This window comes from Emticicia sp. W12TSBA100-4, from assembly GCF_040253585.1.
Lineage (GTDB): Bacteria > Bacteroidota > Bacteroidia > Cytophagales > Spirosomataceae > Emticicia.
This window is the reverse complement of the sequence record NZ_JBELAU010000009.1, coordinates 167,358-184,969: the sequence shown is the minus strand read 5'-3', so window position 1 is coordinate 184,969 and position 17,612 is coordinate 167,358. Positions and strand designations below refer to the sequence as shown.

Annotated in this window: 15 protein-coding genes; 4 read left to right on the top strand and 11 right to left on the bottom strand. The window is 38.4% G+C overall.

What is annotated here, in order from left to right:
• The first annotated feature begins 230 nt into the window (after positions 1–230).
• Entirely contained in the window at positions 231–1,331 is a 1,101-nt protein-coding gene (locus ABR854_RS14675) for a DUF2891 domain-containing protein (RefSeq protein ID WP_350266166.1), read from the top strand.
• Positions 1,332–1,413: 82 nt separating this feature from the next.
• Here the strand turns inward: ABR854_RS14675 and mscL are convergent, their stop codons facing one another.
• From mscL to ABR854_RS14650, 5 genes are all read right to left on the bottom strand, one after another.
• Entirely contained in the window at positions 1,414–1,734 is a 321-nt protein-coding gene (gene mscL / locus ABR854_RS14670; protein ID WP_350266165.1) for a large conductance mechanosensitive channel protein MscL, read from the bottom strand.
• 13 nt (positions 1,735–1,747) lie between these two features.
• The gene (locus ABR854_RS14665; RefSeq protein ID WP_350266164.1) at positions 1,748–2,710 is read right to left on the bottom strand and encodes a DUF3078 domain-containing protein; all 963 of its coding nucleotides are present in this window, start codon (positions 2,708–2,710) and stop codon (positions 1,748–1,750) included.
• 201 nt (positions 2,711–2,911) lie between these two features.
• Positions 2,912–3,739: a mechanosensitive ion channel family protein gene (locus ABR854_RS14660; RefSeq protein ID WP_350266163.1), complete on the bottom strand. Its 828-nt coding sequence runs from the start codon at positions 3,737–3,739 to the stop codon at positions 2,912–2,914.
• A gap of 35 nt (positions 3,740–3,774) precedes the next feature.
• On the bottom strand, positions 3,775–3,942 hold the full coding sequence (locus tag ABR854_RS14655; protein WP_350266162.1) for a hypothetical protein: 168 nt from the start codon (positions 3,940–3,942) through the stop codon (positions 3,775–3,777).
• Positions 3,943–3,976: 34 nt separating this feature from the next.
• A complete protein-coding gene (locus ABR854_RS14650; RefSeq protein WP_350266161.1) occupies positions 3,977–4,579 on the bottom strand; it encodes an RNA polymerase sigma factor in 603 nt (200 codons plus the stop codon).
• A 309-nt stretch (positions 4,580–4,888) separates the two neighbouring features.
• Here ABR854_RS14650 and ABR854_RS14645 point away from each other — a divergent pair, with 309 nt between their 5' ends.
• Together ABR854_RS14645 and ABR854_RS14640 are read left to right on the top strand one after the other, a co-directional pair.
• The gene (locus tag ABR854_RS14645) at positions 4,889–5,200 is read left to right on the top strand and encodes an SCP2 sterol-binding domain-containing protein (protein ID WP_350266160.1); all 312 of its coding nucleotides are present in this window, start codon (positions 4,889–4,891) and stop codon (positions 5,198–5,200) included.
• An 83-nt stretch (positions 5,201–5,283) separates the two neighbouring features.
• On the top strand, positions 5,284–7,083 hold the full coding sequence (locus ABR854_RS14640) for an acyl-CoA dehydrogenase (RefSeq protein WP_350266159.1): 1,800 nt from the start codon (positions 5,284–5,286) through the stop codon (positions 7,081–7,083).
• Between the two features lie 158 nt (positions 7,084–7,241).
• Here the strand turns inward: ABR854_RS14640 and ABR854_RS14635 are convergent, their stop codons facing one another.
• The 3 genes from ABR854_RS14635 to ABR854_RS14625 form a co-directional block, all read right to left on the bottom strand.
• Positions 7,242–9,665 carry a M1 family metallopeptidase gene (locus ABR854_RS14635; RefSeq protein ID WP_350266158.1) on the bottom strand — a complete coding sequence of 808 codons (2,424 nt, stop codon included), beginning with the start codon at positions 9,663–9,665 and terminating at the stop codon, positions 7,242–7,244.
• Between the two features lie 174 nt (positions 9,666–9,839).
• Complete coding sequence (locus ABR854_RS14630; RefSeq protein WP_350266157.1) at positions 9,840–10,292, bottom strand: RidA family protein; 453 nt, start codon at positions 10,290–10,292, stop codon at positions 9,840–9,842.
• A 171-nt stretch (positions 10,293–10,463) separates the two neighbouring features.
• On the bottom strand, positions 10,464–11,813 hold the full coding sequence (locus tag ABR854_RS14625) for a sugar porter family MFS transporter (RefSeq protein ID WP_350266156.1): 1,350 nt from the start codon (positions 11,811–11,813) through the stop codon (positions 10,464–10,466).
• A 118-nt stretch (positions 11,814–11,931) separates the two neighbouring features.
• Between ABR854_RS14625 and recF the strand changes: the two genes are divergently transcribed.
• A complete protein-coding gene (recF, locus tag ABR854_RS14620) occupies positions 11,932–13,014 on the top strand; it encodes a DNA replication/repair protein RecF (protein ID WP_350266155.1) in 1,083 nt (360 codons plus the stop codon).
• A gap of 53 nt (positions 13,015–13,067) precedes the next feature.
• Here the strand turns inward: recF and ABR854_RS14615 are convergent, their stop codons facing one another.
• The 3 genes from ABR854_RS14615 to ABR854_RS14605 all read right to left on the bottom strand — a co-directional run bounded on the left by ABR854_RS14615 (position 13,068) and on the right by ABR854_RS14605 (position 17,540).
• Entirely contained in the window at positions 13,068–15,509 is a 2,442-nt protein-coding gene (locus ABR854_RS14615) for an endonuclease MutS2 (protein WP_350266154.1), read from the bottom strand.
• Between the two features lie 136 nt (positions 15,510–15,645).
• Complete coding sequence (locus ABR854_RS14610; RefSeq protein WP_350266153.1) at positions 15,646–16,695, bottom strand: 6-bladed beta-propeller; 1,050 nt, start codon at positions 16,693–16,695, stop codon at positions 15,646–15,648.
• Between the two features lie 35 nt (positions 16,696–16,730).
• Complete coding sequence (locus ABR854_RS14605; RefSeq protein WP_350266152.1) at positions 16,731–17,540, bottom strand: metallophosphoesterase family protein; 810 nt, start codon at positions 17,538–17,540, stop codon at positions 16,731–16,733.
• Between the last annotated feature and the right edge of the window lie 72 nt (positions 17,541–17,612).

Sequence of the window (17,612 nt, the reverse complement as noted above, 5' to 3'; positions counted from 1 at the left end):
CGAGAAATTTATTTTAGGGCTTACAAGCGATATGTTTTTAACTCAAAAGCCAATATTTTACACTTTTTGCAAAATTTTATTTGGTTTGACTGTTTAAATTGGTAAATACTTTTAATAAATATCATTCACTGAAAATGTCAATTTCTATCAAAAATAGATGTTTTAGACTCAAATATTGAAATAGTTTTTTATTAACTTTGACTTTTACACTATATTCAAAGCTTGACCAAATGCCTATTAAAAAACGTACATCCCGAAAGTCATTTTTGGGATTTTTAATCGTATTATTTTTTTCATTTCAATTAAAGGCTCAAGTTAAATCAGAGCTATTTACTCAAGAAATTGCCGAAAAACTGTCGGCTTTACCTTTGCATTGTATTAATCAAGAATTTCCTAATAAAACAGGGCATAGTTCAGATACGGCAGATGACCACAAACTGCTACCGTCTCAATTACACCCAAGTTTTTATGGTTGCCTTGATTGGCATTCGAGTGTTCATGGACATTGGATGTTAGCGAAATTATTGAAGGTTTTTCCTCAAATAAAAGAGAAAGAAAAGATTATAAGTGTTTTGAATAATAGTTTCATGCCCGATAAAATCAAAACAGAAGCAGAGTATTTTACGAAATACAAAACTACAGTGACATTTGAGCGAACTTATGGGTGGGCGTGGGTTTTAAAACTTGATCAAGAATTACTAACTTGGAACGACCCACTTGCACAAAAATGGCACCAGAATCTACAACCCTTAACAAAAGAAATCGTTAGGCTTTGGACTGCCTTTTTGCCTAAACAAACGTATCCTAATCGTACTGGTGTACATCCAAATACAGCTTTCGGGTTGGTGTTTGCCTTAGATTGGGCGAGAGCAACGAAAAGTCTTGAATTTGAAAAAGCAATCATCGAAAAAGCTAATCAGTTTTATAAAAACCAAAAAAATGCACCTGCGTATTTAGAACCTGACGGCTCTGATTTTCTTTCTCCAAATCTGGAAATTGCTGACTTGATGCGGAGAATTATGCCACCAAAGGAGTTTGAAGCTTGGTTTAAAGGTTTTCTTGAACCTAAATCAATTCAAAATTTACTACAACAGCCAGTTGTTAGTGACCGAAAAGATTACCAAATAGTTCACCTTGATGGTCTTAGTATTAGCAGAGCATGGTGCTTCAAAGGCATTGCATCAGCATTGCCGAAGAGTAACCCACTTAAAGCCAAACTTGAGCAAACATCAAATACTTTTCTGAAAAATGCACTTCCAAATGTCACTTCTGGGAATTATGGCGGTGACCACTGGTTAGCATCATTTGCAGTTTATGCAATTTTTGATTAGTTAATTTAGAAATAAAAAAAGCCAAATCAGATGTAAGGTAAATTACATCTGATTTGGCTTTTTTATTGTAAAATCGGCAAGTCTATTTTTCGCTTAATTTCGCTTTATTAGCAGCCTTAACGACTAAGAAAATTACCCAAGCGATAATTAGAAACTGAATAACGATTTGGATGAAGTTGCCATACATGATATTTACTGGGTAAACGCCTTTATCATCTGGCTGTCCTAAGTGTAGAGCAAGTGTTTTAAAATCGACACCAGCAAGGAAAAAACCAACGATGGGCATAATAATATCATCAACTAATGAAGTTGTGATTTTACCAAATGCTCCACCAATAACTACACCTACGGCCAAATCAAGGACATTGCCTTGTGCTATAAATGTTTTGAATTCTTTTAGCATAAGCATATATAAATTAAAGTTTTAGAGAGAATCCTAAATTAAAGCCACCAGTTGCTTGCCAAACAGATTTATATCTCGGTTTGCCTTGAGCATCTACTTTGTTTTTTACATCATCTTTTGATATTTGGTCTAAATCTCTGATAAATATCGCTGCCAAATTGACATTAAAATACTTGTTAATCTTAGCTGTAGCTATCAGATTAATATTATGGTCAAGAGGTTTTGATTTTGGTAAAAGAGCCAAAAACATTTGGTCACGAATTTTAAGATTAATGTTTTTAGAAATATCTTTATCAAAAGCAATAACGCCTTGAAGACCGAGTTCTGTAAGTGTTGTTTGGCCTTTTTCTACGCCGTAAGACCTATATACTCCATTCACTAATTTTTGAGTATTCTGAAATATTGTAGCATTATTTGAAATAAAAGTAGTACGCCCAGCAAGACCTAATTGTGTTACTAAATAAGGTTTGGGTTTCCATTCTAACCCACTTGCCAATGTTAAAAAACCAGGTGATAAAAACTTAGAAATGATTGGTTTTGTAGTAATTGTATAATCAAACCCTTCATCAAATTGTGAAAAAAAGTTTAAACTTGAATACCAATTAAGTGTTTTATGTACAACTCTTGTATATTTTGTGTCTAAAAATATACGGTCAACACCTTTTCTAACTTCTTTTGTGTCACTTTGGTAGAAATTTGTTAATCTTCCATATTGTAATTGTATATCATTTGTCCATACTCCTTTCCCTTTTGTATAAACAGCCAAATTATTGAAGTATCCACCCAAAGTGAGGTTGTTTATACCGCCACCTTGCCAGCTTTTACTAAATGCGGCTCCTGTAAAAGTAAAACCAAGTTGTGTATTACGAGTCCACCAACCAACCCGAAGCGAATCTTCGTGAGTTTTAGGTGCTTCTTGGGCGAATGTTAATGCAGCAAAGGATAAGTAGCAGATTGTTAAGAAAACCTTTTTCATTACAAAATAGGAGTTTAGTTAATGATTTGTTTAACTACTGATTTTAAATAAATAATTAAAATTTCAGAATATCGAACTATCAACACAAAGAAATGTGACAATAGTTTTAAGACTTTGGGAAGAAACAATAGTAACAGCAGAAAGTAGAAATTTAAAAAAATGACCCCACCGAATGTTTATCTCGAATGGGGTCATTTTGTATTATTCAAAAACCGTAACGGTTTTCGATTGTAAAACTTGTAAAGGAAATATTGTCTTCGAATCTTCAGTTTTGAGCGTAATGGTTGTATTATCCATCGCAACAATTTCTCCTTTTATACCATCAATTGCAATAACTTGGCCTTCTCTATAACGGTTTTTGCTGTAAAATGAAGAAATAATATTCAACAAAATTTCTTTTGAAGCAAAACCGTAGCCAATAGCAAATGAAAAAATAATTCCACCAACTAAGAGGTTAAAACTTGATTCTAAAAGACTTGTATTGATTCCCACTTGTGCTACTGACTGAATCACGAAGATTATCAATAAGAAAAAGAAAATGGCAGTTCCGATGAGTTTGCCTGCTGCAATATTAAATGATTTACAAAGTGTAACCACAAAGTTTTTGAGAGCATCAGCCAAAAACACTCCTGCTGAAAGCATCAATGCCGAAGAAATGAGCTTAGGAATAAATTCTACTAAAAGCTTCACCATATCCGAAATTGCTGGCACGCCAAGTGTATCGGCGGCTGGGCGAAGCATAAAAATCAAGATGAAATAATAGAGTGTTTTGGATATAATCGAACTTAACTTAATATCCATTTTTAAGCTCTTTATTGCATCAATTTCGTTGAGTTTTTCGCCTACTTTATCAACTCCTACTTGTTCGAGCATTTTCTTTGATACTGCAGCCACCATTTTGGCAACTCCCCAACCTATTAATAAAATGATTACAGCACCTATCAGATTATAGAAAAATGTCATGAAACTTCTAATCATGTCATTAAAAGTTGCCAGTAATGTATCAGTAAAGCTTAACGTTGGTTTCATGTATTTTTTGATTTAAAAAGGGTTTTATTGCTTACTCAATTATCTTTTGGTTCTAATTCCTGTAAGAGTTTTACTCCTGCCACTATTGTTTCGCCCAAAAACATTTGTACGATTTGCATGGCGTCCCGAATAGCATCTATTTCGGCCGTTAGCATTCCTTTCAGATGCTCCGGAGCGGTGGCATTCTCATCGAAATCTTCCATTGTTGTTATTAAAGTATAAGTTTAAGGTAATTTGTTATTTTTTCCAGAACCAAATGGCTTTGGCTAATACAATTATAAAGAAAACAATATTTTCTGTATAAATTTTTCTCAATTTTTCTTTCGTTCTCATCAGACGCATTTTTACGGCACTTTCACTAATCTTGAAAGTATCGGCAATTTCTTTTATACTAAAATCGTCTTGATATTTCATTAACAAGATAGCCCTTTCATCTGGGTCGATTTTCTGCAAGGCTTTTTTCAAATCCTGTGCTTGCATTTCGACTAATTCTGAGTCATCATCTTCTTGTTCGAGGTCAAAGTTTTCGTCGAGAGCAGTTTCGGCTTGTTTTTTAACAATCCTCATTTGGTCCATGCAATAATTATAGGTAATCGAATACAGCCAAGTTGAAAACTTAGCTTGTTCTTTAAAACCACCAATTTTTAGGACTAATCGTAAAAAAATATCGTGAGTGAAATCTTCGGCTTGAGCTTCGTTTTTTACAAAGGAAAGGCATTTCCTGTAAACTTTATCAACGTAACGGTCGTAGAGTTCTTCAAAATAAAGATTTCGTTGGGTTTCGATATACAGTCGAACCAACTCCTCATCGGGCGTATTTTTAAATGCTTTATTTTTCAATTTTGACCAAGTGGTTAGCAAAAAGTAACACTTTTTAGTGTTTTTTCTTTGTGTAGTAATCTGAGCAATTCTTATACCATAATCACAGAAATTTACAGTAGCTTAGGGAAAAACCAAAATGTATGTTCGTTTTCTGAACGAATGGATACTTTTTTACGAAATTTTTTGATTATGCATATCAAATATTGGTTTTTTTCGACAAAAAGTCAAATTTCAAGCAAAATTTAATAGTATGCTTGCATAATATTATTTCTTTTTTTTACTAACTTTCGGAATCTTTATAAACCTTACATTTCAAAAAATAAAAACATGACAGCAAAAGAATATTTACAGAACACAGCTTCGAGACTTACAGCAGCAGATATTGATGGCGTAACAACTACTTTGCATTTTGATTTTGGTGGCGGTGCTGACTATTCGATGATAGTGGCAGACGGAAAAGCAGAGTTTGCGGAAGGTTTTATAGGCACAGCCGAGTGTGTTGTGAAAGCCGATGCCGATGATTTTGTGAAGATTGCCACGGGCGATATGAACCCAATGATGGCCATGATGATGGGAAAACTAAAATTATCGAATCCAGGGGCAATGATGAAATATGCTAAAATGTTGGGGTTGATGTGATGTAATGTAGAATTGAGAATTAAGAATGTAGAATTAAGCTTTCTGTACAAAAGCCTTTAATCATATCAGCACGTTAAATATTTATGGCAAAGAACTATTTCAATAAAAGAAACGTGGACTTCTTGCTTTATGAAGTTCATGAGGCAGAAACGCTGACGCAACACGCTCGCTATGCCGACCACAATAAAGAGACGTTCGACATGACGATTGATGCAGCCACGCAAATTGCTGATAATCTGATGTTTCCGTTTGTGAAAGATGTCGATAAAAATCAACCCGAACTCAAAGATGGAAAAGTAACGGTTCATCCAGCCATCAAAGATTATTTGAAAGCTCTCGGAGAATCGGGTATTATTGGTGCTGACTTTGACTATGAAAATGGTGGAGCTCAAATGCCCGTAACGATAACGAGTATTTTGGGTTATATCTTGATGTCGGCCAATAATGGAATGATGTTTACGGGCCTTACGGCAGGTGCAGCTCGTTTGATTGCCAGTTTTGGTTCGCAAGAATTGAAAGATACTTATATTCCGAATATGATTTCGGGAAAATGGCAAGGTACAATGTGCTTGACCGAACCACAGGCAGGAAGTTCGCTATCGGATATTACTGCAACAGCCGAACCATTGGCCGATGGGACGTATAAAATGCGTGGGCAGAAGGTGTTTATTTCGGCGGGTGACCACGATGCTACTGATAATGTGATACATTTATTTATTGGTCGTATCAAAGGTGCTCCGCTCGGCACTAAAGGAATTTCGTTGTTTGTGATTCCAAAATATCGCATGGATGGCACCGATAATGATGTGACTTCGATGGGAATTTACCACAAGTTAGGGCAGAAAGGTGTTCCTGCCATGCACTTGGGCTTTGGTGATAAAAACGATGATTGTATCGGATATTTGGTTGGAGAGCCAAATAAGGGCTTGAACTATATGTTTCAGATGATGAATGAAGCTCGTATAGGCGTAGGTATCACGGGAGCTTCAATTGCATCAGCTGCTTATTATGCGGCACTTGAGTACGCAAAAGAGCGTCCACAAAGCCGTCGATTGAATCAGAAACACGCACTGGATGCTCCACAAATTCAGATTATTCAGCACCCAGATGTGAAACGAATGTTGTTGTTTCAGAAAGCCGTTGTCGAAGGTTCGTTGTCACTTTTGCTCGAAACTTCAAAATATTTCGACCTTTCTGAAGCATCTGACGACCCAGAAGAAAAAGAAAAGGCTCATTTGTTGCTTGAATTGCTGACGCCAATTGCCAAAACTTTCCCTTGTGAATATGGTATGAAGGCAATCAGCGATGCGGTGCAGTGTTTTGGTGGTTATGGTTTTACGGAAGATTTTCCTGTCGAACAATATTATAGAGATATTCGTATCACGCCAATTTATGAAGGAACAACGGGTATTCAGTCGCAAGATTTACTGGGCCGTAAAGTGCCAATGGCAGGAGGGAAGGCAACTATGCTTCTCGCTCAAGAAGTTGGTAAAACTGTAATGGCGGCTTTGCAATATGATGAATTGAAGCGTTATGCACTTTCGCTAAAAGAAGAAGGCGAACGTTTACAAAAAGTGACCATGCACTTGCTGGGAATTGCTGGAACGGGCGATGTTGAGCGTTTCTTATCAGATGCGACACTCTATATGGAAATGTTTAGCTTAAATGTAGTAGCTTGGCAATGGTTGAAACAAGCGGTTGTGGCCAAACAGAAGTTAATAGTTTCGTCGGATAATGCCGATGATGTTGAGTTTTATGAAAGTAAGATTCATACAATGAAATATTTCTTCCACTACGAGATTCCGAAAACGCAAGGCTTAGCTACTCGATTGATGGATGAAGAAGTGTTGACGATTATGACAGAGAAAGAGGTTGTGATGTAAAAAAGTCAACAGTTTACAGTCAACAGTCCACAGTTAAACAAAACCCCCGAAATAGAAATTCTACTTCGGGGGTTTTTGTTTTACAGGCAACTATTTTTAAGTTTGCAGAAATACAATTTGTATTCCTATGGACTTGTGGACTGTTGACCGTGGACTAATCAATTCTTACCACTCGTCTGAGTTCCAGCAGGTTGTGATTGTTTCGCTTGTTGCATAGGGTTTTGGCCTTGCGGACGGAACGAACCTTGTTTAAATGCTTGGAATTTCGTTGGTTTTTCTGGTTCACGTGGGAACGCATTATTTTCAGTGTCGATATCAGCAATTTCGTAGAATGGGTCGAGTGTAAACTTCGTTACCTTTTTCTTTGTCGGAATTGTTTTCTTCACTTCTTTGTCATTTAAACGCCAGATTTCTGCAGGAATTCTAACGATTTCGTTAGTTCCATCTTCATAATCCATTTTGATGATTACGGGCATTGGTAAACCACCTTTGTTTTTTACCTTCAAAACATAGTAGTTCATTCCTGATTCCAATAATTTACGCTCATCTTCGCTCAAACTCGATTTATATTGCTCAGATTTTTGTTTGTCTGCCGAAGTTACAGCGTATCTGTCATAAGAGTTATAGAAATCTCTCATCGTAGAATCAGCCTCAACAACTGTTTGCTTAATATCGGTTTGATTACGAATATTGCTTAACGTTTGTTTTTTTGCTTCTGCATCAGCTTTTTCAGCCGCTTTTTTAGCGATAGGGTCTTGATTATCAGCAGCGTACCATTCAACTTCTGCTAAGTCTTGGTCGGCAGGCTCAACACCGTAGAACCAGCCTTTCCAGAACCAGTCTAAATCAACACCCGAAGCATCTTCCATCGTACGGAAGAAATCGGCAGGAGTTGGTGATTTAAACGCCCAACGACGTGCATATTCTTTGAAAGCATAGTCGAATAATTCACGACCCATTACAGTTTCACGCAAGATATTTAAGCCCGTTGCTGGTTTTGCGTAAGCATTTGGCCCGAACGCCATGATGTTATCCGAACTCGACATGATTGGCACTTGTTGTGTTTTGTCGGTTTTCATGTACGGAACGATGTACTGAGGCTCGCCACGACGAGAAGGGAAGTTTCTATCCCACTCTTGCTCGGCCAGATATTGACAGAAAGTATTCAAACCTTCGTCCATCCAGGACCACTGACGCTCGTCAGAGTTTACAATCATTGGGAAGAAATTATGACCAACTTCGTGGATAATTACGCCAATCATACCTGCTTTTACTTGTTCAGAATAAGTGCCATCTGGCTCAGGACGGCCTCCGTTGAACGAAATCATTGGGTATTCCATACCACCACCAGCAGTTGCATGGCAAGAAATAGCCACTGGATAAGGGTACTGAACCGTACGATTTCCGTAGCTTCTTAAAGTGTGTTCAACCGTGCGAGTTGAATATTGTCCCCAAAGAGGATTTCCTTCTTTTGAATAGAACGACATGCTCCAAATTTTGCGTCCGTTGTTATAAACATCGGTTTGCATGGCATCCCATATAAATTTACGTGAAGATGTGAAAGCAAAGTCACGTACGTTGGTTGCTTTATAAATCCAAGTTTTTTTACCTGTTGGCTTTCCTTTTTCGGCAGCTTCAGCTTCGGCCTGTGTTACGATAAGTACAGGTGTTTTTGAATTAGCCGCTTGTTGGAAACGCTTTAATTGCTCAGCACTTAATACTTTATCATAGTTTTGGCACTCGCCAGTTGCACCCACAACGTGGTCGTTAGGTACGGTGATTTCTACTTTATAATCTCCGAAAGGAAGTGTAAACTCGCCTTGTCCTAAGAATTGTTTGTGTTGCCAGCCATTTACATCATCGTAAACCGCCATACGAGGGAACCAGTGTGCAATGAAGTAGTTGTAGTTGCCATCTTTAGCAAAATACTCCATACCTGAGCGGCCGTAGTAGTTAGTAATGTTATAATTCCAGTCGATACGGAAAGCATAAGATTGACCTGGTTTTAAAACAACAGGAATATCAATACGCATCATTGTGCTGTTGATGGTGTATTTCAAATCTGCTCCAGTTTTGGCATCTTTCACAACCGTAATTTTGTAGCCATATTCTTTATTGCCCGAAATTCCACCAAAAACTGATGAAGGAGCATTTACGTTTTGAAGAGCATTGAACGACATTCCTTGAGCATCAACTCCACCAGTTTTTGTCATGGCATTGATTGATGTTTTCTCAAAGAGATTTTGGTCAAGCTGCAACCACAAATAACGCAATTCATCTGGCGATTTATTGGTGTAGGTGATAACTTCCGTTCCGATGATTTTCTGATTCGCATCGTCTAACTCAGCTTTGATGTCGTAATCGGCTTTTTGTTGCCAATAGTCTTTTCCTGGAGCACCAGAAGCTGTACGATAAGTGTTTGGGGTTGGAAGTTCGGTTCCCATTTGTTCAAAACGGGTGTTTGCATTATACTGATTGCCGCCTTGTTGGGCAAACGAGAATAATGCTTGAAGAATCAGAAGCGTAGCGAGAAGAAGTTCGCTTACATGCAACGCTCTACCTAATACTGATAGTTTTCTCATAAAGCATGATGAAGGGTTAGTGAAATTAAGAATGTAGAATTAAAAATTAAGAATGATTTTACGCCAAACTATGCATTAATTCTTCTACTTATTATTTATTAGCAAATATAGAGATAAATGCCAAAACTACCTCAAAATAAGGCAATTTCAGATAAATTCGAGATAAATTGGATTTTACTTACGACGAGGCTTATGGGCTATCGATGCTACTACTGCAATTTCGATGCTTGCTCCACCAGGTAAATTAGCCACCCCAACCGTAGTACGTGCAGGAAAGTCGCCCGTGAAGTACTTGCCATAAATTTCGTTTACTTTCGCAAAGTTGTTCATGTCTTTGATATAAATGGTTGTATTTAAAATATCACTCAACTTTGCATCAGCAGCCTCTAAAACCGCTTTGATGTTTTCCATGATACGAACTGTTTCGGCTTCAAAACCACCATCCACAAGTTTGCGGGTAGCTGGGTCGAGGCCGATTTGGCCAGCCACAAACAGAAAACCATTGGATTTTACGGCCTGACTGTACGGAGCAATCGGCACGGGTGCTTTATCGGTCTTGATGATTTCTTTGTGCTGTGCAAAGGCAAGATTTGTGGCGAAAAACAAGCATAGAATTAGTTTTTTCATGATTTCTTTTGGTTTTTTATTCGGTCTGTACCGAAGGTTTGACCGAAAATGATAGATGAAGATAATATTTTTGCAATTTTCTTCAATTTGCCCGAAAAAGCAAGGTTTTATAAAACGAAAGAGCTTAGTTTCTGAAACTAAGCTCTTTCTATACAGAATTTTATTCTTGTTCTAATTATATCGTTTTTCGATTTCCTCTAAACTCATGCCTTTTGTTTCAAAAACGATGTATTTGGCGAAAAGTAAACCGAGTAGTACGACTGTCATATAAATAGCAAAAATACCACCATTTGTGCCGAGCGATGTTGCCGCCAAAATCGGAAAGGAATAAGCTACGCCCGCATCAAAAAGCCAATGGTTGAAACTTCCCATACTCGAGGCAAAACCTCTGATTTTGAGTGGATAAATTTCTGAAATTAATAACCAGCCCAATGGCCCAAGGCTAATGGCAAAGAAAATAATATAGACATAAACGCCGCCGACAAGCATAATTTTTTGTAGTTCGGGGCTAAGAGAATCTTTCATATAGAAAGCCAAACCAACGGTTGCTAAACAAGCGGCTGTTCCGAGAAGCCCTGTGTAGAGAATTTGTTTTCTGCCAAATTTATCTAAAATCATAATGGCCAAAAACGTAGAAGCCGCATTGATTACGCCCACACCCACGGTGGCGAGTGCAGCCGTATTGCCTTCGGGAAATACATTCTTGAAAATATCAGTCGAAAAATAAATAATGGCGTTGATGCCCGAAAATTGTTGAATAAAGAAAATACCAATACCAATAAACAACGGAATACGTAAACGCTTGCTAAACAGCATTCTCCAGTCACCTTTGTTGTGTTTTTCGTCTTCGATGATTTGTCGAGTTTGAGCAACTTCAAGCAATGCTTGTTCGGGGTCACGCAAGCGATTTAAAACTTCAAGAGCTTCGGCATCACGACCTTTTCCAATTAACCAACGTGGACTTTCTGGCACAAAAAACATTCCGACCATCAGAATTGCGGCAGGAATAAAGCCCGTCCAAAACATACTTCTCCAGCCATCTTCTTGCTCAGCAAAGAAATAGCCAACCACATAAGAAAGTAAAATTCCGAGTGTAATGGCGAGTTGAAAGAAAGTGACAAGTTTACCTCTTTTATCAGTTGGAGCTATTTCTGCCAAATAAAGTGGCACGGTTGAGGCTACGATTCCAATCGCTAAACCCAAAAACAAACGTCCAATGATTAGAAACGAAACCGATGGAGCAATGGCGGTAATAATCGAACCAACAACAAATACAAAAGAAGCAATGATATTGATTTTTTTACGACCCAATAAGTCGGTCAAGGGGCCGCTAATAAACGGCCCAGCCATACCGCCAAACAATACCGCACTGACAATAAAGCCCTCAGTTTCGGGGCTTGGGTTGAATTTTGTACGAAGTTGAGGCAAGGCAACATTGATAACGCCTGTATCAAAGCCAAAAAGTAGGCCGCCCGTTGCAGCAACGGCAGCAATAAAATAAAGGAGTGAGTTTTTATTCATCCGAAGTTAATAGGTTAAGTAAGTATTAGGATTACAAATAAACTAAACTTTAGTGAAAAATGCCTAAATTTCGGTTTAATTTATAAGACAACTTTTCGGGTTGTCAAAATCGCTTATAATGTTTTTAGATAAATTATATCTTTCAAATTTCAAAAATTACGAAGAAGCAAACTTTACGTTTTCGAGTCAGGTAAATTGTATTGTGGGCGAAAATGGCAGTGGAAAAACAAATTTGCTTGATGCGGTCTATTTTTTGGCCTTGAGCAAAAGTGCCATTCATAGCCAAGATGCTCTCAATATCAACCACGATGCCGATGTGATGATGATTGACGGTGTTTTTAGGAAAGGAGATAAGAAGCATCAAATTACTTGTTCGATTCAACGTGGGCAACGTAAGGTTTTACTACACGATAAAAAGCCTTACGAACGTCTTGCCGACCACATTGGGCAGTTTCCTGTGGTTTTGATTGCCCCAGACGACACCGAATTGATAAAAGATGGGAGCGAAGGCCGTCGTCGTTTTTTTGATGGAGTACTTTCGCAAATGGATAATAGTTATCTGGCTGATTATCAGCATTATAATAAACTTCTCGACCAGCGTAATAGCCTATTGAAAATTTTCTTTGAGCGAAATTTCCTCGACCAAGATTTACTCGATACGTACTCCGACCCCTTGGTGAAACTTGCCATCCGAATTTTTGAACAACGGAGAAACTTTATCAAGAAATTCCTGCCAATTTTTAAGAAACATTACCAAATACTCGGTGAAGGCCGTGAAGAAGTAGAAATTATTTACGAATCAGAAGTGGCGAGTGGAGATTTTGTGAAAGAATTTCGACTAAACCGTCAAACCGACGTAAAAGCCCAACGCACCACGAAAGGCATTCATAAAGACGATTATGTTTTTGAAATCGACCGTTATCCAGTTAAAAAATTTGGCTCGCAGGGACAACAAAAATCGTTTGTAATGGCTCTCCGATTAGCTCAGTTTGAGATGTTGGAGGAATTGAGAGAAGTAAAACCCATTTTACTATTGGATGATATTTTCGATAAACTCGACGACCGCCGAATTCAGAAACTCATAGAAAGTATTGATAATAAGACTTTCGGGCAGGTTTTTATCTCAGATGCTCGCCCCGAACGAACCGAAAAGATTTTAGAAAATGTGAAGGCTGAGATAAATTATATTAGGACGAGGTAGATGTAAGGCGAACAGGATACGAACGTCGCTCGGTTCGCCCCACAAATCACAAATCATTTCATCTTCACAATCGTAACGCCCTGTCCTCCACGGTCGGCGTGTTCGTCGGATGTACTGGAAACTTGCTTGTACCCACGTAAATGCTGACGAATGAGTGTGCGTAAAATACCATCACCTTTGCCATGCACAATTCTTAATTCAGGATAGCCGAGCATAATTGCATCGTTCATCAAACTATCAACTTCGCCGAGAGCTTCTTCGCTGCGTTTGCCTCTTAAATCAATATTGAAGCTGAAATTGACCATTTTTTCGTTCATGTCAATGCCCGAAACTTTGGCTTTTGGACTTTCTTTAGTGGCTTCCTTGTACTCTTTCTTGCTCATTTTCTCCAAACGATTGAGCTTGATGTTGGTTTTGAGTTCACCAATAGCCACTTCAATATCTTTTCCTTTGATGGCCAAAACTTGTCCAATGGTTGGCTGCCCTTTGATTCTCACATAATCATTTACACCAATATCTCCGCTGCCAGTTTCCCATTCTTCACCCACAGGAGCTTTGGCTTCTTCTACTTTTTGCAATTTGAGTTCTTTTTGCTCAAATTCTTGTAATTCCTGACGAATAAGCTTCGTGATATCTTTCTCGGCTTTGCCTTCTTTTATTTCACGAATCGTATTTTCTATTTTGCGGTTGGCTTCTTTTAGTAATTCTTTGGCTTGGGCTTTGGCTTCGTTCAGAATCTTCTTTTTCTCCACTTCTAAGAAACTTTTCAAGCCAGTATATTGCTCAAGGGTGGTGGTAAGTTTCTGATTTTTCTCAATAAACTCTTTGTTTTTTTCTGAGAAAACCTTTCGCTCAATCTCCAATTCCTTAATCAATTTCTCAAAATCAATCTGCTGTGTGCCGAGTTTTCGCTTGGCATTATCAACGATTTGTTTCGATAAACCAATCTTTTGAGCAACTTCAAGAGCAAACGAGCTACCAGGCTTTCCGATTTCGAGTTCGTAGAGTGGTTCTAAATGCTCGGCATCGAATTTCATTGCACCGTTTACCGTTCCGTTATGTTTATCGGCAAAAACTTTCAGATTTGTATAGTGCGTGTTGATTACACCATGAGCGTTCGATTTTAGTAGTTGCTCCAAAATCGACTCGGCAATTGCACCGCCCAAACTTGGTTCTGTTCCAGTTCCAAACTCATCAATCAAAAATAAGGTGAATTTATTCGCAAAATTCACAAAATGTTTCATATTTGTGAGGTGCGAACTATACGTACTTAGGTCGTTCTCAATGCTTTGTTCGTCGCCAATATCAATAAAAATATTCTTAAAAACGCCTACTTTCGAGTCGGGCGAAACTGGCACGAGCAAACCACATTGAGCCATGTATTGCACCAAACCGATGGTTTTGAGCATGACCGATTTTCCACCTGCGTTGGGGCCAGAAACCAACACAATTCGGTTATCTTTATCGAGTTTTATGCTCAGCGGTACTACACTTTTAGATTGTTTTTTGAAAGAAAGATACAAAAGCGGATGCTTGGCTCTGTACCATTCAAGGGCTTGGTTTTCGACCAAAAGTGGGGCAGTTGCATCAATTTCTAAGGCAAACTTGGCTTTTGCACCAATAAAATCTATGATTCCAAGAAAAAGATAGGCTTTACGCAACGCAGGTACGTGCGGGCGAATGAAGTCTGTCAAACGCTCTAAAATCTTTACGATTTCTCGACGCTCACGGGCTTCTAAATCTCGGATTTCGTTGTTAGCCTCTAAAACTTCAGCGGGTTCGATAAACGCCATTTGTCCAGTTGCCGATTCGTCGTGCACGAAACCTTTGACTTTACGTTTGTGTTCGGACAAAATCGGAATCACCATGCGACCATCACGCACCGTGAGCGACATTTCATCGCCAATCCAACCACTATTGCGAGCCGTACGGAGGATTCGCTCCAAAGTTTTTCGTAAATCGCTTTGTTCAGAAATCAATCGACGACGAATATCCATTAATTCGGGGGAAGCGTTATCTCGTACTTTTCCTCGCTCATCAATGATTTTATCAATTTGCGAAATCACCGCTGCCCAACCATCGGCACTACTTTTTCCATCGGCCAAAATGGGGAGAGAATTCGTAACGAGTGTTTTAAGTTCGGGGTAAATGTGGTCTTCTTTTACCTTAAAGAAATGAATGATTTGCTGAATCGTGCGAAGTGAGAGTTTTATTTCAAAAAATTGCTCTTCGCTCACAAAAGCACCTTCGATAGCCGCACGAGAAAGGGCTTCGCTGACATCAATATAATTTTGTTGCGGAAAATCAGACTCGGTTTGTAAAATCAACTTAAACTCGGCCGCTTGGCGATGCAAACGGTCGATTATCTTGAAATCATCAGAGAAACGAATTTTTTCGACAAAAGCACGCCCGAGCGAGCTCACGCAATGCTCGGCGATGTGTTCACGGATTTTATCGAAACCTAACTTTTGTTCTATATTTTGGGGATAAAGCATGAAAATTTGTGGTAAATCAAGTATTTGTAAGCCAATAAGTAGCCTAACTATTTTAGGCTACTTTTGTCTGTATTAAAATACAAATTTACCACAAATTTTGTTCGTTTGGGCTATTTATTGGTAAGATTAAGTACCGCTAAACCCTTTCCAACATAATTGGATAGGTTTTACGAGAAGCCCATTGTGGCACATAAATATTATCGTTGCTATCGACGCACACATCGTGTGGGTGCAAGAAAACCTTAAATGGGTCTTGTTTGCGTTGCTCTTGAAGTTGATTATTTTGATAAATTGGCTCACTTCCACCTGGGGTCGAAACAACTCGGTCATTTTTGTCCAAAATCGTGATATAACCAGAGTTCGGATAAGAATCAGACGTTGAGCGGAAAGCTGCACCGTAAAGATTTTCACCTTTGATTACGGGGCGACAAATATAAGTTCCTGGTAATGCAATCGTTGAAATATATTTACCATCGAGTGTAAAGCGTTTCCAACAGTTTTCGATTCTTGAAGTAACAATTAGCGTTGGATTTTGCTTGTTTCGAGTATCAACTACAATGCCGTGATTACACTTAAATTTATCTACGCCATCGCCGCCACCGCCCCAATGACGAATGTATTTGCCTTTTGAATCGTACTGAATTACATAATTTAAGCCATAGCCATCCGTTACAAAAATATCGCCATTGGCAGGATTTACGGCACTTTCGGTTGGTTTAAACTGAGCTGGATGGTCATAAACGCCCGTTTCTTTTGGATATTCTATCTTGAAAATTTCTTTTCCTTTTAAATCTGTCTTGATAACTTGATGGCGGTCGGTATCGCAAATGAGTAGAAATTGCTCGCCCCCTTCATTCAAAAGCGTTAATCCGTGACCGCCAATGTAGTTTGTTCCCCACGTTTCGAGCAGTTTTCCTGACTTATCATAAATCAAAACATTGTTTTTGGTTTCGTTGCCGAGCATAATTAGGCGGCCTTTGGCATCTTCTACCATTTCGTGGCAGTCATTTACGGGGTTTTTCCCAGCATCCAAAACACCCCAACCAACTTTTACTCGGTATTTGTGTGTGTTGTGTCCGATGATTATTTCATCGTTTTTGCCAAAACTGACTTCTGGAAAAGCCGAAATGGCAGTCGTGATTCCTGTAATTTTCAAGAAATTCCGACGAGTCAAAAATTCATTCATTAGTTTGTTATAAGGTTGAATAAAATGGGTGAATATTACACAGTTGCTTCGTTGATTTTAGTTTTGGGATTCATGATGTAGGTCAGAAGTTTATTTTCCTTCTGTAATTCTACGATTCTATAACCTCGGTAGGTTGTTCCCCAATTTCCGCCGATGTGAGAATCAAACATATACGGAATACCCTCGTGCGTTTTTACATTTTCTTGGTCGTGGTCATGGCCGTTGAAAACCGCTCGAACATTTTTGTATTGTTTCAATAATTCTTGAAATTCTTTGCTATCCACGGCATTATCAGTCCATTTTACGGGCGTGATATGTATAAAAATAAAGATGTTCTTCTTCTTTTTATGCTCATCGAGTTTTGATTTAAACCATTCGATATTGGGTGGAAGATATTTTCCTTCCACATTTGAAGTTGTACCGAACAAAAAAGCGTTATTTCCTAAAACATAATCGTAGTTGACAGGCACACCCCATACACGCTCCCATTGCTCGGGCGTGGCGTGGTCGTGATTGCCTTGTGTAACGAAATAGGGCATTTCGAGGTCATCAAAGAGGCTTTTTGCTGTCGATAAGAAATTTATATCATCATGAATAATATCGCCATTGATTACACAAAAATCAAATTTTTGCTCACGATGTTGAGCATTAACATTATTGATGAAGGTCTCAAAGTATGCTTTATAATCGGTTTTGGGTTGACCAAAATGCCCATCAGAAGCAACTACAAATCGGAGTTTTGATTTTTTGGAAGATAGGTTTTCGGCAAATGCAGGAATGATACTGCCATCGGCCAATAGGAATGTAGCAAATGATATTTGTTTGATAAAGTCTTTGCGATTCATGGTCAGAATAAATGAATAGTTTTAAGCAATGAATTTGCATCATTTATTTGATTTCAACAAAAAACCGAGCGA

Coding starts and splice junctions, on each gene's coding strand:
- ABR854_RS14635 (WP_350266158.1), bottom strand. CDS start 9,665: ATGAGAAAACTATCAGTATTAGGTAGAGCGTTGCATGTAAGCGAACTT.
- ABR854_RS14645 (WP_350266160.1), top strand. CDS start 4,889: ATGACAGCAAAAGAATATTTACAGAACACAGCTTCGAGACTTACAGCA.
- ABR854_RS14655 (WP_350266162.1), bottom strand. CDS start 3,942: ATGGAAGATTTCGATGAGAATGCCACCGCTCCGGAGCATCTGAAAGGA.
- ABR854_RS14675 (WP_350266166.1), top strand. CDS start 231: ATGCCTATTAAAAAACGTACATCCCGAAAGTCATTTTTGGGATTTTTA.
- ABR854_RS14615 (WP_350266154.1), bottom strand. CDS start 15,509: ATGCTTTATCCCCAAAATATAGAACAAAAGTTAGGTTTCGATAAAATC.
- ABR854_RS14605 (WP_350266152.1), bottom strand. CDS start 17,540: ATGAATCGCAAAGACTTTATCAAACAAATATCATTTGCTACATTCCTA.
- ABR854_RS14625 (WP_350266156.1), bottom strand. CDS start 11,813: ATGAATAAAAACTCACTCCTTTATTTTATTGCTGCCGTTGCTGCAACG.
- ABR854_RS14610 (WP_350266153.1), bottom strand. CDS start 16,695: ATGAATGAATTTTTGACTCGTCGGAATTTCTTGAAAATTACAGGAATC.
- ABR854_RS14665 (WP_350266164.1), bottom strand. CDS start 2,710: ATGAAAAAGGTTTTCTTAACAATCTGCTACTTATCCTTTGCTGCATTA.
- mscL (WP_350266165.1), bottom strand. CDS start 1,734: ATGCTAAAAGAATTCAAAACATTTATAGCACAAGGCAATGTCCTTGAT.
- ABR854_RS14640 (WP_350266159.1), top strand. CDS start 5,284: ATGGCAAAGAACTATTTCAATAAAAGAAACGTGGACTTCTTGCTTTAT.
- recF (WP_350266155.1), top strand. CDS start 11,932: ATGTTTTTAGATAAATTATATCTTTCAAATTTCAAAAATTACGAAGAA.
- ABR854_RS14630 (WP_350266157.1), bottom strand. CDS start 10,292: ATGAAAAAACTAATTCTATGCTTGTTTTTCGCCACAAATCTTGCCTTT.
- ABR854_RS14660 (WP_350266163.1), bottom strand. CDS start 3,739: ATGAAACCAACGTTAAGCTTTACTGATACATTACTGGCAACTTTTAAT.